Source organism: Kosakonia sp. ML.JS2a (assembly GCF_025642095.1).
In the GTDB taxonomy this organism is placed as follows: domain Bacteria; phylum Pseudomonadota; class Gammaproteobacteria; order Enterobacterales; family Enterobacteriaceae.
Window position 1 is genome coordinate 4,630,220 of the sequence record NZ_CP106754.1, and the last position, 15,137, is coordinate 4,645,356.

Consider the following 15,137-nt stretch of genomic DNA (forward strand, 5'->3'; position numbering starts at 1 on the left):
CCTCTCTTGATGTACTGATTAACTTTTTTTCATCATCAGCCACAAGCTGATCACGAAGAACGTGGCGCTTGGCAATAACGCGCCCACCACAGGGGGAATGCCGTAAACCAGCGTCAGCGGGCCGAAAATCTTGTCCAGCACGTAGAAGACAAAGCCGAAACTGATGCCCGTCACCACGCGCACGCCCATCGCCACGCTGCGCAGCGGGCCGAAGATGAACGACAGTGCCATCAGCATCATCACCGCCACGGAAAGCGGCTGGAAGATTTTGCTCCACATATTAAGCTGGTAGCGCCCGGAATCCTGGCCGCTCGACTTCAGGTACTTCACATAGTTGTGCAGGCCGCTGATCGACAGTGCATCCGGATCCAGCGCCACAACGCCCAGTTTGTCCGGCGTGAGGTTGGTTTTCCAGGTGCTGCTCACGGTCTGTGTACCGGTCACCTGCTTCGGATTGGTGAGGTTGGACTCATCCACCTGCGACAGACGCCAGATTTTCTGTTCTGTATCGAACTTCGCCGATGCCGCATAGCGCACAGACTGTAAACGGCGCTGATTATTGAACGCGTAAATACTCACGCCGCCCAGTTCATCGTCGCCTTTCACCCGTTCAATATAAACAAAGTCATTACCGTCTTTTGCCCACAAACCTTGCTGGGTGGAAAGCAGTGAGCCGCCGTACATCGACTGTGCACGCTGGTTACGCGCCATTTGCTCACCCTGCGGCGCGACCCACTCACCAATTGCCATCGTCAGCAACACCAGCGGAATGGCGGTTTTCATCACCGACAGCGCAACCTGCATACGGGTGAAGCCGGAGGCCTGCATCACCACCAGCTCACTGCGCTGCGCCAGCATGCCAAGCCCCAGCAGTGCGCCGAGCAGCGCCGCCATCGGGAAGAAGACCTGAATATCTTTCGGCACGCTGAGAATGGTATACAGCCCCGCGCCCAGTGCGTCGTAACTGCCCTGCCCGGCTTTTTTAAGCTGGTCGACAAACTTGATGATGCCGGAGAGCGACACCAGCATGAATAACGTCATCATGATGGTGGTAAAAATGGTTTTACCGATATAGCGGTCAAGTACGCCAAAAGCCTGCATTATACCGCTCCTCTACGGGCAAAACGGGCGCGAACCCGGCGCATCGGCACCGTATCCCACATGTTTAACGCCACCGCCAGCGCCAGATAAGCAAGGTTAACGCCCCACATCCAGATCATCGGATCCAGTTTGCCTTTCGCGCCATTTGAACGCAGCGAGGTTTGCAGCAGGAAGAAAACCAGGTACAGCAACATGGCGGGCAGCATGGAGAGCACGCGCCCCTGACGCGGGTTCACCACGCTAAGCGGAACCACCATCAGCGCCATCATAAAGACCGTAAACACCAGCGTTAAACGCCAGTGCAGCTCCGCGCTGGCGCGGGGGTTATCCGTGCTGAACAGGGTGCGCATGTCCATCTGTTCGGTATCGGAAGGATCCAGCGTAACGGTCTGGTGGCCGATAATCGCCTGGTAGTTCTGGAAATCGGTAATGCGGAAGTCGCGCAGCATCGCCGTGCCTTCAAAGCGCGTCCCTGAATTGAGCGTGACGACCTGCGAGCCGTCTTTATGCTGTGAAATGTGGCCGGAGTCCGCCACCACGACCGACGGGCGGGCATTGCCTTTCGGGCGGATTTGCGCGAGAAACACGTTATGGAACGTACTGCCTTCCACGCCTTCAATAAACAGCACCGAGTTGCCGTCCGTCGCTTGCTGGAACTGCCCCTGCGCCAGCGCGGCCATGCCGGGGTTGGCTTTGGCGTCCGCCAGTACCTGATCCTGATGGCGGGATGACCACGGGCCAGCCCACATCACGTTCACCGCAGCAATAGCGCCGGTAAACAGCGCCAGAATCATCGCCGCTTTTACCAGCACGCCACGGCTCAGGCCACAGGCGTGCATGACCGTGATTTCACTTTCAGTATAAAGTTTGCCCAGCGTCATGAGCAGGCCGAGAAACAGGCTCAATGGCAGGATAAGCTGCGCCATCTCAGGCACGCCCAAACCCAGCAGTGAGAGCACGAGGTTGGTGGGGATCTCACCGTCTGCCGCTGCGCCTAAAATCCTGACCAGTTTTTGACAAAAGAAAATCAAAAGCAGGATGAATAGGATCGCAAGCTGGCTTTTTAGCGTCTCCCGCGCCAGATATCTTATGATTATCACTTTAATTACGCCCGTAAAAACCAGTCTTTTTCCTGGAAAATCGCTTGTTTCATGGCTTAAACGTCATTTATTCTCTTGAGTCGTCGAAATGATCGCTAAGATTAATATACTCAGCGGATACGTGCGTAAGACCCGATTCTGACGTGCCGAAACCGAAGTAACATTAAGATTAACACGAAGTCACCGCAACAGCGGACATGAGTTACGAAAGCTTGCAATTCTATCCGTAGCCGCCGCTGTTGTCTTTAAGATTCAGGAGCGTAGTGCATGGAGTTCAGTGTAAAAAGCGGTAGCCCGGAGAAACAGCGGAGTGCCTGCATCGTCGTCGGTGTCTTTGAGCCGCGCCGACTCTCTCCGATTGCCGAACAACTCGATAAGATCAGCGACGGCTACATCAGTGCGCTGCTGCGTCGCGGCGAGCTGGAAGGCAAGCCGGGCCAAACGTTGTTGCTTCATCACGTACCGAATGTCCTCTCCGAGCGAATTTTGCTGATTGGCTGCGGTAAAGAGCGTGAACTGGATGAGCGCCAGTACAAGCAGGTGATCCAGAAAACCATCAACACCCTGAATGATACAGGTTCCATGGAAGCGGTCTGTTTTCTGACCGAACTGCATGTTAAAGGCCGCAACACCTACTGGAAAGTCCGCCAGGCGGTAGAGACAGCAAAAGAAACGCTGTACAGCTTCGATCAACTGAAGACCAACAAAAGCGAACCGCGTCGCCCGCTGCGTAAAATGGTGTTCAACGTGCCGACCCGCCGTGAGCTGACCAGCGGCGAGCGCGCTATCCAGCACGGTCTGGCGATTGCGGCCGGCATCAAAGCCGCGAAAGATCTGGGCAATATGCCGCCCAACATCTGTAATGCCGGTTATCTGGCTTCTCAGGCGCGCCAACTGGCGGACACCTACAGTAAAAATGTGGTCACCCGCGTGATTGGCGAGCAGCAGATGCGCGAGCTGGGCATGCACTCTTACCTGGCGGTAGGTCAGGGCTCACAGAATGAATCGCTGATGTCGGTGATCGAATACAAAGGCAACCCGTCTGAAGATGCGCGCCCGATTGTGCTGGTCGGCAAGGGCCTGACCTTCGACTCCGGCGGTATCTCTATCAAGCCTGCCGAAGGCATGGACGAGATGAAATACGACATGTGCGGCGCGGCGGCGGTCTATGGCGTGATGCGCATGGTGGCCGAGTTGCAACTGCCGATCAACGTGATTGGTGTGCTGGCGGGCTGTGAAAACATGCCTGGCGGGCGCGCGTATCGCCCTGGCGATGTGCTGACCACCATGTCCGGCCAGACCGTGGAAGTATTGAACACCGACGCGGAAGGCCGCCTGGTGCTGTGCGATGTGCTGACCTACGTGGAACGCTTCGAACCGGAAGCGGTGATTGACGTGGCAACACTGACCGGCGCATGTGTGATTGCGCTGGGTCATCACATCACGGGCCTGCTGTCGAACCACAACCCGCTGGCCCATGAGCTGATTGGCGCTTCCGAGCAGGCAGGCGACCGTGCATGGCGTTTACCGTTGGGCGATGAATACCAGGAGCAACTGGAGTCCAACTTTGCGGATATGGCGAACATTGGCGGTCGTCCTGGCGGCGCAATCACCGCCGGGTGCTTCCTGTCGCGCTTTACCCGCAAGTACAACTGGGCGCATCTGGACATTGCCGGTACCGCCTGGCGCTCCGGTAAAGCCAAAGGCGCGACCGGTCGCCCGGTGGCGATGCTGTCGCAGTTCCTGCTGAACCGCGCCGGGTTTAACGGCGAAGAGTAATGTAAAGTCCCCCTCACCCTAACCCTCTCCCCAAAGGGGCGAGGGAATCACCGCTCCCTCTCCCTTAGGGAGAGGGAGCGGTGAGGGTATGAGATTTAAATCCACCACAAGAAACCCCATATATTATGAAGACTGCAACGTTCTATCTTCTGGACAACGACAACACCGTTGATGGCTTAAACGCCGTGGAACAGCTGGTGTGTGAGATTGCCGCAGAACGTTGGCGCAATGGCAAACGCGTGTTGATCGCCTGTGCCGATGAGCAACAGGCTATCCGGCTGGATGAGGCGCTGTGGGCGCGTCCGCCGGAAAGCTTTGTGCCGCACAACCTGGCGGGCGAAGGTCCGCGCGGCGGTGCGCCGGTTGAGCTGGCCTGGCCGCAAAAGCGCAGCAGCAGCCCACGCGATGTACTAATCAGCCTGCGGGTGGAATTTGCAGATTTTGCCACCGCTTTCACAGAAGTGATAGACTTCGTCCCTTACGAAGACTCTCTGAAACAACTGGCGCGCGAACGCTACAAAGCCTACCGCGTGGCCGGTTTCAACCTGAACACGGCAACCTGGAAATAATGGAAAAGACATACAACCCCAAAGATATCGAACAGCCGCTGTACGAGCAGTGGGAAAAGCAGGGCTATTTCAAACCCAACGGTGATGAAAGCCAGGAAAGCTTCTGCATCATGATCCCGCCGCCGAACGTCACCGGCAGTTTGCATATGGGCCACGCCTTCCAGCAAACCATTATGGATACCATGATCCGTTACCAGCGCATGCAGGGCAAAAACACCCTGTGGCAGGCGGGGACTGACCATGCCGGTATCGCCACCCAGATGGTGGTTGAACGTAAAATTGCCGCGGAAGAAGGGAAAACCCGCCACGACTATGGTCGCGACGCTTTTATCGACAAAATCTGGCAGTGGAAAGCCGAATCCGGCGGCACCATTACCCGCCAGATGCGCCGTCTCGGCAACTCCGTGGACTGGGATCGTGAACGTTTCACCATGGATGAAGGTCTCTCCAACGCGGTGAAAGAGGTGTTCGTCCGCCTGTATAAAGAAGATCTGATCTACCGTGGCAAACGCCTGGTGAACTGGGATCCGAAACTGCGCACGGCGATCTCCGATCTGGAAGTGGAAAACCGCGAGTCGAAAGGCTCCATGTGGCATATCCGCTACCCGCTGGCCGATGGCGCGAAAACCGCCGACGGTAAAGATTACCTGGTGGTCGCCACCACCCGTCCGGAAACGCTGCTTGGCGATACCGGCGTAGCGGTAAACCCGGAAGATCCGCGTTATAAAGATCTGATCGGCAAATTTGTGGTGCTGCCGCTGGTAAACCGCCGTATTCCGATCGTAGGCGATGAACACGCCGACATGGAAAAAGGCACCGGCTGCGTGAAAATCACCCCGGCGCACGACTTTAACGACTACGAAGTGGGTCGTCGTCACAAGCTGCCGATGATCAATATCCTGACTTTTGACGGCGACATCCGTGAAAGCGCGCAGGTGTACGACACCAACGGCAACGAATCCGACGTTTACCCGGCAGACATTCCGGCAGAGTTCCAGAAACTGGAGCGTTTTGCCGCGCGTAAAGCGATGGTCGCCGCGGTAGACGCGCTCGGCCTGCTGGAAGAGATTAAACCGCACGATCTGACCGTACCGTACGGCGATCGCGGCGGCGTGGTCATTGAACCGATGCTGACCGACCAGTGGTACGTCCGTGCCGACGTGCTGGCGAAACCGGCAGTCGAAGCGGTGGAAAACGGCGATATCCAGTTCGTGCCGAAGCAGTACGAAAACATGTACTTCTCCTGGATGCGCGACATTCAGGACTGGTGTATCTCTCGCCAGTTGTGGTGGGGCCACCGTATTCCGGCCTGGTACGACAACGATGGCAACGTATTCGTCGGCCGCAGCGAAGAGGAAGTGCGTCAGGAAAACAACCTGTCCGCCGATGTCGCCCTGCGCCAGGACGAAGACGTGCTGGACACCTGGTTCTCCTCCGCTCTGTGGACTTTCTCCACCCTCGGCTGGCCGGAAAACACCGACGCGCTGCGTCAGTTCCACCCGACCAGCGTGATGGTCAGCGGCTTCGACATTATCTTCTTCTGGATCGCGCGCATGATCATGATGACCATGCACTTTATTAAAGACGAAGATGGCAAGCCGCAGGTACCGTTTAAAACCGTCTATATGACCGGTCTGATTCGTGATGACGAAGGCCAGAAGATGTCCAAATCCAAGGGTAACGTCATTGACCCGCTGGATATGGTGGACGGGATTTCGCTGGCGGATCTGCTGGAAAAACGCACCGGCAACATGATGCAGCCGCAGTTGGCGGAAAAAATCCGCAAGCGCACCGAGAAGCAGTTCCCGGACGGCATCGAGCCGCACGGCACCGATGCCCTGCGCTTTACCCTGGCGGCACTGGCCTCTACCGGCCGCGACATCAACTGGGATATGAAGCGCCTGGAAGGTTACCGTAACTTCTGTAACAAGCTGTGGAACGCCAGCCGCTTTGTGCTGATGAACACCGAAGATCAGGATTGCGGCTTCAACGGTGGCGAAAAAGTGCTGTCGCTGGCGGACCGCTGGATCCTCGCCGAGTTCAACCAGACCATTAAGGCTTACCGCGACGCGCTGGATAACTTCCGCTTTGATATTGCGGCAGGCATCCTGTACGAGTTCACCTGGAACCAGTTCTGCGACTGGTACCTGGAACTGACCAAGCCAGTCATGAACGGCGGTTCTGAAGCGGAACTGCGCGGCACGCGTAATACGCTGGTCACCGTGCTGGAAGGTCTGCTGCGTCTTGCGCACCCGATCATTCCGTTTATCACCGAGACTATCTGGCAGCGCGTAAAAGTGCTGAAAGGCATCACCGCCGATACCATCATGCTGCAACCGTTCCCGGCGTTCGACGCCTCTCAGGTGGATGAAAACGCGCTGGCGGACACCGAATGGCTGAAGCAGGCGATCATTGCCGTACGTAACATCCGTGCGGAAATGAACATCTCTCCGGGTAAACCGCTGGAACTGCTGCTGCGTAGCGCAAGCGACGATGCAAAACGTCGTGTGAACGATAACCTGAGCTTCCTGAAAACGCTGGCGCGCCTGGATAGCATTACGATCCTGCCGGCTGACGAGAAAGGCCCGGTTTCGGTCACCAAGATTGTTGACGGCGCAGAGTTGCTGATCCCGATGGCGGGGCTTATCGACAAAGACGCCGAACTGGCGCGTCTGGCGAAAGAAGTCGCTAAAGTGGATCAGGAAATTGGGCGTATCGAAAGCAAACTCGGCAACGAAGGCTTTGTCGCACGCGCACCGGAAGCGGTGATTGCGAAAGAGCGTGAGAAGCTGGAAGGCTATGCGGAAGCGAAAGCGAAGCTGATTGAACAGCAGGCCGTTATCGCCGCACTGTAATCACGTCGCGTAAAAAAAACCGGGCTATGATGCCCGGTTTTTTTATTGGCTGGCCGGATAAGGCATTGAGCGCCGTCCGGCAAAAGCGGTCACATTAAAATGCCGCCGGATAGAACGACAAACCACGCGCCAGCAGGTTAGCCGGATCTTTTGCCGGTTGAACGTCGTGTTTTTCCAACGGCAGCGCTTCCAGATCACCGTGTACGTGCGTATTTTCCAGCAGGTAGCGGGTAAAGCGCACTTTCGCCCACGGCCACGCCAGGAACAGCGTCACGCAGCACACCAGCAGGTTGGTCACAGAGATCACGAACACGCGCCCAATGGTCACCGTAGACGAAAAACGAATATCCCCTTCCAGCGTCAGTTGGCTGTAGAGGTAATTACGCAGCTTCACAAAGGCAAAAATATAGCAAACCACCGCACCGGCAATATACAGCAGATAGCTGAACATTAATTTGCCGTAGAACGGTCCCATCAGCAGCGCTAACTGTTCCGGGTCATCGCCAGCCGCATAGGCATACTGAGTCATCATAAAGAACGCCGGAATAACGATATACAATACAACGGCGATAAACGGCACAAACAACAGCATCGACAATACAATAATCGTGATGCATTTTTTCGCGGAAAATTCACCGGCGAATTTCAGTTTGCCGTATTGCAGATTATTAACCAGCATGCCAAACCATTGTGCAGTATATACACCCTGCATAATGGCGATCCCCAGCATTAATACCAGCGTACCGATGCCAATCATAGCAAAAATAGCGCCGTACGAACCGCTACCGACAGCAGAAGAGGCAAAGAGGGAGAAGATCACCACTGAAGCGATAATAATCAGCAGCGGGCACCCCATCATCACCCACCAGGCGCGCAGCGGGCTGGCGTAGAAATTGAAGCGTACGCCGTTGATTTCCGTCATCAGCAGTTGATAACGCAGTCCCTGAGTAATCAGCCACGGGAAGAAAATCAGGAATAAACCAATCATGCACAGTTGCAGACCAACGTTCTGGTGCACCACGTTAATCAGGAAAATCACATACAGCACCAGCAGACAGAGCCAGCCAACAAAAATCGAACGCCCGGTAGCATGATAAGAAAAACGCGCGCCGCCAAGTTCAGTATTCTCGTAGAAATAACGGCGTGCACGCACTAATGCCCAGGGCAAATATAACCCTGCGGTTATCAGGGTAAGAAGAATATTCACCAGCCATACCGCGAAATAGCCTTTGCCGCTGCCCTGAAAGAGAAAATGGCGAACGGGAGCCGTTACGGAACCATGAGTTTCGGAAGTCATAACAATCCTTATCGTAAAAAAAACAAGACAAACAGAGTCAACCATAACAATATTGCGGTTGAGTTAAGTCCATTCTTAAGTCTAGATAGTTTAAAGTCGAAAGAATAGCGACCAATATTCCTGGTCTTGCCAGAACGCCGTTGTGGTGGTATTAAGCAGGATCACGTCATAACCCCAAAAACAGAGTGCAGAAATGAATGTGACCGCTCCGGTAGAGGTGAAAATGCGCCGGATTGCTGCTGCAGATAACGCGGCAATCGCATCGGTGATCCGCCAGGTTTCGGCGGAGTATGGCCTCACCGCCGATAAAGGCTACACCGTCGCCGACCCCGAACTGGATGAGCTTTACCAGCTCTACAGCCGCCCGGGTTGTGCGTATTGGGTGGTGGAACAAAACGGCGCCGTGGTCGGCGGAGGCGGCGTAGCGCCGCTAAAATGCAGTGAACCGGATATCTGTGAACTGCAAAAAATGTATTTCCTGCCCGCGGCCCGCGGCCAGGGTCTGGCGAAAAAGCTGGCGCACATGGCGCTCGATCACGCCCGCACGCAAGGCTTTACCCGCTGTTATCTGGAAACCACCGCCTTTCTTACCGATGCCATTGGTCTGTATGAGCATCTGGGCTTTGAGCACATTGACGGGCCACTGGGCTGCACCGGCCACGTAGACTGTGAAGTGCGCATGCTGAAAGCGCTGTAATGCTACAGCGCGTTTTTACGCCGGTACGCCGCTGTGAAAACGAAACTCCGTATCCGGCGTTGAGATCAGCGCCGCTTCCACCTCGCCAAAATGACGCACGCGCGGCGTGATATCCACCTGTGATACCTGTTGCGCCAGCGCCAGATAATCCTGGTAGTGACGCGCCTCGGAGCGCAGCAGCGACAGATAGAACTTCTGTAAGTCTTCTTCCAGCCATGGCGCCAGCGCGGCAAACCGCTCGCAGGAACGCGCTTCGATGTAAGCGCCGCAGATTAACTTATCAATCAGCGTCAACGGCTCATGCGTGCGAACCTCTTTCAGCATCCCTTTGGCATAGCGGCTGGCGGTGATTTTGACATATGGGATGTTGCGCGCCAGCATCGCTTCCCGCACCTGCCAGAAATGGTGCAGCTCCTCTTTAATCAGCAGCACCATGCTGTTAATCAGCGCCTGGCCCCAGCTATCATCCGTTTGCGGCATCGCGCTTTTGCCAATCTGCTTGTGCAGAGCAACAAAGTCCGGCTCCGGTCCTTCACGAAAAGTGAACTCTTCATAGGGTTTGAGCCACGCCAGCAGCGCATCGGAACCGCGTTTATCCGCCACGTATTTACGCACCAGCAGCATTGCGGTTTGCGCCGCTTTCAGCTCGCACACCATATGATCGGTCAGCAGCAGCGGCAACATGGCCGGATCACGGGCTCTGTCTATCCAGGATGGCGGGGTCGGGCAGTGGAGAAAATCGAGAACCGGGGAGAGTATTTGCGGGTAATCCATGGCTGTTCCTTGCTTGCGGCAGCGGGCGCTGCCGCAACGGTCACTCAGTGACGTACACCGTCGTCGTCTTCGTCGATGTAGTCTTCATCTTCGTCATCGTCACCCTCTTCGCCGTTCGGATCTTCGTAGTAGGTGCCCCAGCCGTCGTATTCAACCTCAAATTTTTCAGCCAGGTTCAGCAGTTGCTCGACCTGCGCGTCAATCAGATCGGCATTCAGCGCGCTTTCGCTCAGCACGTCGCAGCAGATCACCACATCGCCCTCTTCCAGCTCCAGCTCTTCCGGCTCGGTCACTTCGTAACCCAGTTTGAAGGCTTCCACAGCGACCTTTTCCAGCGTTTCGAAATCATCTGCCGACAGGTGATGCTCAATGGTGTACAGCGCGTCAGGATCGCTACCATCTTCCAGCAATTCTTCAATAATCAAACGCGTCTCTTCGCGCTGTTCTTCCAGGTGTTCCGGGTTCGCCATGGCTCGTTCCTCATAATGTGGCAGATACACTTATTGTCACACACCGCCGCCAATGCCTCCACTCTCTGCCGAAAAGATTTCTCCCCTGGGGTTGCAAATGAATATTCATCCATATAAATTGAATTTTAATTCAATAAGTGGCCTTAGCCATGTGAGGAAATTATGTCTACGTTTTATCAGAAACATTTCTTGAAGTTGCTCGACTTTACACCCGCTGAAATCAATACCCTGCTGCAGCTCGCCTCGCAACTGAAGGCAGACAAGAAAAAAGGCCAGGAAGTCCAGAAACTTACCGGCAAAAACATCGCGCTCATCTTCGAAAAAGACTCCACCCGCACACGATGCTCTTTCGAAGTTGCCGCATTTGACCAGGGCGCTCGCGTCACTTACCTCGGCTCCAGCGGCAGCCAAATCGGGCATAAAGAATCAATTAAAGACACCGCGCGCGTGCTCGGCCGGATGTACGACGGGATCCAGTATCGCGGCTACGGTCAGGAGATTGTAGAAACGCTGGCGCAATACGCAGGCGTACCGGTGTGGAACGGCTTAACCGACGAATTCCACCCCACGCAACTGCTGGCGGACCTGCTGACCATGCGCGAGCACCTGCCGGGCAAAGCCTTTAGCCAGATGACGCTGGTGTATGCAGGCGATGCACGCAACAACATGGGCAACTCGATGCTGGAAGCCGCCGCGCTGGTGGGTCTCGACCTGCGTCTGGTTGCGCCGAAAGCCTGCTGGCCAAATGCCAGCCTGGTGGCGGAATGCCGGGCGCTGGCGGTGAAAAACGGCGGAAACATTACGCTGACGGAAGATATCGCCGCAGGCGTAAAAGAGGCTGATTTCATCTATACCGATGTCTGGTTGTCGATGGGCGAAGCCAAAGAGAAGTGGGCCGAACGTATCGCCCTGCTGCGTCCGTATCAGGTTAACAGCAAAATGCTGTCGCTGACCGGCAACCCGCAGGTGAAATTCCTGCACTGCCTGCCCGCGTTCCATGATGATCAGACCACGCTTGGCAAGAAAATGGCGGAAGAGTTTGGTTTACACGGCGGTATGGAAGTCACCGACGAGGTGTTTGAATCTCCGGCGAGCATTGTGTTTGATCAGGCGGAGAACCGCATGCACACCATCAAAGCGGTGATGGTGGCAACACTGAGTCAATAACGCGATACGGCCCGGTCAGCGCTGTGCGACCGGGCGCCTTTTCTTATTCCACCCGCAGTTTAACCACCACTTTACGCACCTGCGCCGGGGCATTCACCGCGCACAACGGTTTATGCACTTCGCCCGGGTAGAACACCACAAAATCCCCTTCGTTCAGCACCACCGTCTTTTCCTGCACGCCTTCCGGTAAAAAGGCGATGTCTTTATCCGCCAGCCAGTCGGTATCCGGCGCGCCCGCTGGTTGCGTACTGAACGTCATGCCTTCCTGGCCTTTGAGAACGATCTGAATATCCAGATAACGTGCGTGATACTCCGCACGGCGCTCGGCAAAAGACTGGGTCATATCTTCCGATACCAGATAAAACAGGCGGCTGCCGTCGATCTCATGTTTACCGGTCGGCGTTGCGTCGGTGACATGTTGCTTAATCAGTTCAATCGCCTGGCGCAGCTCTTCCGGCAGCCAGGACTGTACATTATGAATATTGCCAACGATCATGGTTCAATCCTCGATATAAAACACCGTTTCATTTCACATGGTTATACGAGAATTCCCACTGCCATACCACCCTTTTTTGCAGGAGATTTGCGACAACGCATAGTTATCGCAACGGGTGTTAAATGGCTGTTAAGACGCTGACGGCATTTATGCAGAGATTATGCATAAAGCCAGCGAGAGGCGGTATCCGGCAAGCGCTGTGTGACTGATTAAGCATGGTTTATTAAAAAAAATGGGGTTGCTTCACACTTTATTCCCCCCACTCTGCGCGCATAAATTCACGCATTATTTTTAAATTAAACCGTTGCAGGAAATATTTTCATTGCTTTTATGCATACCCATTCCGCAGCAGAAAACAAATGCACTAAATTCAACACCTTACAAAATATGCAAAATTAATCATTCCACACAAATCTATAACAACCATGAATAATTACAGCCGTTAACGCGTAGGCATTCACCCTGATAATATTGCTGATTAACAGTTCTCTGATGCGAATCATGTATTCAAACACTCTCCCGACAATATCAATTTCGACGTGAACCAGCTCACATTTTTAATTTTCCCGACACCTACTATGAGCCATGAAAATTAATTGAGCTTATCGAGCCATGAATTAAATCATGTTCATGGCACGCCCCTTTTTATTCTTAAAAAACAGTTAAAGGAATAATTATGGAAAAGCATTACGTCGGTTCTGAAATTGGTCAATTGCGTAGCGTTATGCTGCACCGCCCAAATTTAAGTCTGAAACGCTTAACCCCTTCTAATTGTCAGGAGTTGTTATTTGATGATGTGTTATCGGTTGAACGTGCGGGTGCAGAGCATGATGTGTTCGCAAACACCCTGCGTGAACAGGGTGTGGAAGTCCTGCTGTTAACCGACCTTCTGACACAAACGCTTGATATTGCTGAAGCAAAAGCCTGGCTGCTGGAGATGCAAATCTCCGATTACCGCCTTGGGCCCACCTTTGCCAGCGATGTGCGCGGCTGGCTGGCGGATATGCCGCACCGCGAACTGGCGCGCCGGTTGAGCGGCGGACTCACCTACGGTGAAATTCCGGCATTTATTAAAAATATGGTTGTGGATACCCACACTGCTAATGATTTTATTATGAAGCCGTTGCCCAACCATTTATTTACCCGCGACACGTCGTGCTGGATTTATAACGGTGTTTCGATTAATCCGATGGCCAAACCCGCCCGCCAGCGTGAGACCAATAATCTGCGGGCAATATATCGATGGCACCCGGCCTTTGCCGACGGAGAATTTATTAAATACTTCGGCGACGAGAATATTAATTATGACCACGCCACCCTCGAAGGCGGCGACGTATTAGTGATTGGTCGCGGCGCGGTATTAATTGGCATGTCGGAACGCACCACACCGCAGGGCGTCGAGTTTCTTGCCAACAGCCTGTTTAAACACCGCCAGGCAGAGCGTGTTATCGCCGTGGAATTGCCGAAACACCGCTCCTGCATGCACCTCGATACCGTGATGACACACATCGATGTCGACACCTTCTCTGTCTATCCCGAAGTCGTCCGCAAAGACGCCCAGTGCTGGACGCTGACGCCGGACGGGCGCGGCGGGCTGCAACACCTCCAGGAAGAGGATCTGCTGCATGCCATTGAAAAAGCGCTCGGCATTAACCAAGTACGCCTGATCACCACCGGTGGAGACGCTTTCGAAGCCGAACGCGAGCAGTGGAACGATGCCAATAACGTGCTGACCCTGCGCCCTGGCGTCGTGGTGGGTTACGAACGCAACACCTGGACCAACGAAAAATATGACAAAGCCGGCATCACTGTGCTGCCGATCCCCGGCGATGAACTGGGGCGCGGACGCGGCGGTGCGCGCTGCATGAGCTGCCCGCTGGAACGAGATGGCATTTAAAGGAGCAAACATGAAAAGGAAACCCACACTGGTTGTCGCCCTTGGCGGCAATGCCCTGCTCAAACGCGGCGAACCGCTGGAAGCCGATATCCAGCGCCAGAATATCGATCTGGCTGCACGCACCATTGCCGCACTCACGGAACAGTGGAACGTGGTGCTGGTCCACGGCAACGGGCCGCAGGTCGGCCTGCTGGCGTTGCAGAACAGCGCCTACGACAAAGTCGCCCCCTACCCGCTCGACATCCTCGGCGCGGAAAGCCAGGGGATGATCGGCTACATGCTGCAACAGGCGTTGAAAAACCGCTTACCCCAGCGCGAAGTCAGCGTCCTGCTCACACAGGTGGAAGTAGATGCCGCCGATCCCGCTTTCCGCCATCCGACCAAGTATATCGGCCCGGTCTACAACGACGCGCAGGCTGCCGCCCTGCAACAGGAAAAAGGCTGGGTCTTTAAGGCTGATGGCCACTACGTCCGCCGCGTCGTCCCTTCTCCACAGCCAAAACGCATTGTCGAGAGCGACGCGATTGCCGCGCTGATCCAGCGCGAGCATCTGGTGATTTGCAATGGCGGCGGCGGTGTGCCGGTGGTGGAAAACGCCAACGGCTATCACGGCGTTGAAGCGGTCATCGATAAAGATCTCTCCGCCGCGCTGCTGGCCCGTCAGATAGAAGCCGACGCTTTGCTGATCCTCACCGATGCAGACGCCGTCTACCTCGACTGGGGCAAACCGACCCAGCGCCCGTTGGCGCAGATATCGCCGGAAGTCCTGCAAGGGCTGTCGTTTGACGCTGGGTCTATGGGGCCGAAAGTCGCCGCCTGCAGCCAGTTTGTTGAAGCCTGTAACGGTATTGCCGGGATCGGCGCGCTGGCGGATGGGCTGTCCATCCTCAGTGGGGACAAGGGCACGCTGATTCGTCACTGATTTTTCCCCTCAC

The 15,137-nt window shown here is 55.1% G+C and carries 15 protein-coding genes; 8 read left to right on the top strand and 7 right to left on the bottom strand.

Annotation, left to right across the window (positions count from 1 at the left end):
• Window positions 1-18: 18 nt before the first annotated feature.
• The 3 genes from lptG to N7922_RS21845 all read right to left on the bottom strand — a co-directional run bounded on the left by lptG (window position 19) and on the right by N7922_RS21845 (window position 2,315).
• Window positions 19-1,101 (bottom strand): LPS export ABC transporter permease LptG, encoded by a 1,083-nt coding sequence (gene lptG / locus N7922_RS21835; RefSeq protein WP_263098249.1) that lies wholly within the window; start codon window positions 1,099-1,101, stop codon window positions 19-21.
• A complete protein-coding gene (gene lptF, locus N7922_RS21840; protein WP_263098250.1) occupies window positions 1,101-2,201 on the bottom strand; it encodes an LPS export ABC transporter permease LptF in 1,101 nt (366 codons plus the stop codon). Before lptF ends, lptG begins: the two co-directional genes overlap by 1 nt.
• Before the next feature lie 63 nt (window positions 2,202-2,264).
• Entirely contained in the window at window positions 2,265-2,315 is a 51-nt protein-coding gene (locus N7922_RS21845) for a hypothetical protein (protein WP_216848985.1), read from the bottom strand.
• A gap of 153 nt (window positions 2,316-2,468) precedes the next feature.
• Here N7922_RS21845 and pepA point away from each other — a divergent pair, with 153 nt between their 5' ends.
• The 3 genes from pepA to N7922_RS21860 all read left to right on the top strand — a co-directional run bounded on the left by pepA (window position 2,469) and on the right by N7922_RS21860 (window position 7,404).
• Entirely contained in the window at window positions 2,469-3,980 is a 1,512-nt protein-coding gene (pepA, locus tag N7922_RS21850) for a leucyl aminopeptidase (RefSeq protein ID WP_263098251.1), read from the top strand.
• Between the two features lie 125 nt (window positions 3,981-4,105).
• Window positions 4,106-4,549: a DNA polymerase III subunit chi gene (gene holC / locus N7922_RS21855; protein WP_263098252.1), complete on the top strand. Its 444-nt coding sequence runs from the start codon at window positions 4,106-4,108 to the stop codon at window positions 4,547-4,549.
• Window positions 4,549-7,404 (top strand): valine--tRNA ligase, encoded by a 2,856-nt coding sequence (locus tag N7922_RS21860; protein ID WP_263098253.1) that lies wholly within the window; start codon window positions 4,549-4,551, stop codon window positions 7,402-7,404. The genes holC and N7922_RS21860 overlap by 1 nt, the downstream gene beginning before the upstream one ends.
• Before the next feature lie 94 nt (window positions 7,405-7,498).
• Here the strand turns inward: N7922_RS21860 and N7922_RS21865 are convergent, their stop codons facing one another.
• Complete coding sequence (locus tag N7922_RS21865) at window positions 7,499-8,701, bottom strand: YjgN family protein (protein ID WP_263098254.1); 1,203 nt, start codon at window positions 8,699-8,701, stop codon at window positions 7,499-7,501.
• Between the two features lie 193 nt (window positions 8,702-8,894).
• Here N7922_RS21865 and N7922_RS21870 point away from each other — a divergent pair, with 193 nt between their 5' ends.
• The gene (locus N7922_RS21870) at window positions 8,895-9,398 is read left to right on the top strand and encodes a GNAT family N-acetyltransferase (RefSeq protein WP_263098255.1); all 504 of its coding nucleotides are present in this window, start codon (window positions 8,895-8,897) and stop codon (window positions 9,396-9,398) included.
• A 15-nt stretch (window positions 9,399-9,413) separates the two neighbouring features.
• Here N7922_RS21870 and miaE read toward each other — a convergent pair whose 3' ends face one another.
• Together miaE and rraB are read right to left on the bottom strand one after the other, a co-directional pair.
• Complete coding sequence (miaE, locus tag N7922_RS21875) at window positions 9,414-10,172, bottom strand: tRNA isopentenyl-2-thiomethyl-A-37 hydroxylase MiaE (protein WP_263098256.1); 759 nt, start codon at window positions 10,170-10,172, stop codon at window positions 9,414-9,416.
• A gap of 44 nt (window positions 10,173-10,216) precedes the next feature.
• Window positions 10,217-10,642, bottom strand: a complete 426-nt coding sequence (gene rraB, locus N7922_RS21880) for a ribonuclease E inhibitor RraB (RefSeq protein WP_061498191.1) — start codon at window positions 10,640-10,642, stop codon at window positions 10,217-10,219.
• Window positions 10,643-10,739: 97 nt separating this feature from the next.
• Between rraB and argL the strand changes: the two genes are divergently transcribed.
• Window positions 10,740-10,835: a putative translational regulatory protein ArgL gene (gene argL / locus N7922_RS25335; RefSeq protein ID WP_411554159.1), complete on the top strand. Its 96-nt coding sequence runs from the start codon at window positions 10,740-10,742 to the stop codon at window positions 10,833-10,835.
• Window positions 10,805-11,809, top strand: coding sequence for an ornithine carbamoyltransferase (argF, locus tag N7922_RS21885; protein WP_263098257.1), 1,005 nt, complete (start codon window positions 10,805-10,807; stop codon window positions 11,807-11,809). The genes argL and argF overlap by 31 nt, the downstream gene beginning before the upstream one ends.
• Before the next feature lie 43 nt (window positions 11,810-11,852).
• Here argF and N7922_RS21890 read toward each other — a convergent pair whose 3' ends face one another.
• Window positions 11,853-12,305 carry a YhcH/YjgK/YiaL family protein gene (locus tag N7922_RS21890; protein WP_263098258.1) on the bottom strand — a complete coding sequence of 151 codons (453 nt, stop codon included), beginning with the start codon at window positions 12,303-12,305 and terminating at the stop codon, window positions 11,853-11,855.
• 676 nt (window positions 12,306-12,981) lie between these two features.
• Here N7922_RS21890 and arcA point away from each other — a divergent pair.
• Both arcA and arcC read left to right on the top strand, forming a co-directional pair.
• Window positions 12,982-14,202: an arginine deiminase gene (arcA, locus tag N7922_RS21895; RefSeq protein ID WP_263098259.1), complete on the top strand. Its 1,221-nt coding sequence runs from the start codon at window positions 12,982-12,984 to the stop codon at window positions 14,200-14,202.
• A 10-nt stretch (window positions 14,203-14,212) separates the two neighbouring features.
• Window positions 14,213-15,124 carry a carbamate kinase gene (gene arcC, locus N7922_RS21900; RefSeq protein WP_263098260.1) on the top strand — a complete coding sequence of 304 codons (912 nt, stop codon included), beginning with the start codon at window positions 14,213-14,215 and terminating at the stop codon, window positions 15,122-15,124.
• Window positions 15,125-15,137 lie beyond the last annotated feature (13 nt).

What these genes read in the sequence shown, in the direction of transcription:
- rraB (WP_061498191.1), bottom strand. Translation starts at nt 10,642, where the DNA reads ATGGCGAACCCGGAACACCTGGAAGAACAGCGCGAAGAGACGCGTTTG.
- argF (WP_263098257.1), top strand. Translation starts at nt 10,805, where the DNA reads ATGTCTACGTTTTATCAGAAACATTTCTTGAAGTTGCTCGACTTTACA.
- argL (WP_411554159.1), top strand. Translation starts at nt 10,740, where the DNA reads ATGAATATTCATCCATATAAATTGAATTTTAATTCAATAAGTGGCCTT.
- N7922_RS21865 (WP_263098254.1), bottom strand. Translation starts at nt 8,701, where the DNA reads ATGACTTCCGAAACTCATGGTTCCGTAACGGCTCCCGTTCGCCATTTT.
- pepA (WP_263098251.1), top strand. Translation starts at nt 2,469, where the DNA reads ATGGAGTTCAGTGTAAAAAGCGGTAGCCCGGAGAAACAGCGGAGTGCC.
- lptG (WP_263098249.1), bottom strand. Translation starts at nt 1,101, where the DNA reads ATGCAGGCTTTTGGCGTACTTGACCGCTATATCGGTAAAACCATTTTT.
- arcA (WP_263098259.1), top strand. Translation starts at nt 12,982, where the DNA reads ATGGAAAAGCATTACGTCGGTTCTGAAATTGGTCAATTGCGTAGCGTT.
- N7922_RS21860 (WP_263098253.1), top strand. Translation starts at nt 4,549, where the DNA reads ATGGAAAAGACATACAACCCCAAAGATATCGAACAGCCGCTGTACGAG.
- miaE (WP_263098256.1), bottom strand. Translation starts at nt 10,172, where the DNA reads ATGGATTACCCGCAAATACTCTCCCCGGTTCTCGATTTTCTCCACTGC.
- holC (WP_263098252.1), top strand. Translation starts at nt 4,106, where the DNA reads ATGAAGACTGCAACGTTCTATCTTCTGGACAACGACAACACCGTTGAT.
- N7922_RS21870 (WP_263098255.1), top strand. Translation starts at nt 8,895, where the DNA reads ATGAATGTGACCGCTCCGGTAGAGGTGAAAATGCGCCGGATTGCTGCT.
- N7922_RS21890 (WP_263098258.1), bottom strand. Translation starts at nt 12,305, where the DNA reads ATGATCGTTGGCAATATTCATAATGTACAGTCCTGGCTGCCGGAAGAG.
- arcC (WP_263098260.1), top strand. Translation starts at nt 14,213, where the DNA reads ATGAAAAGGAAACCCACACTGGTTGTCGCCCTTGGCGGCAATGCCCTG.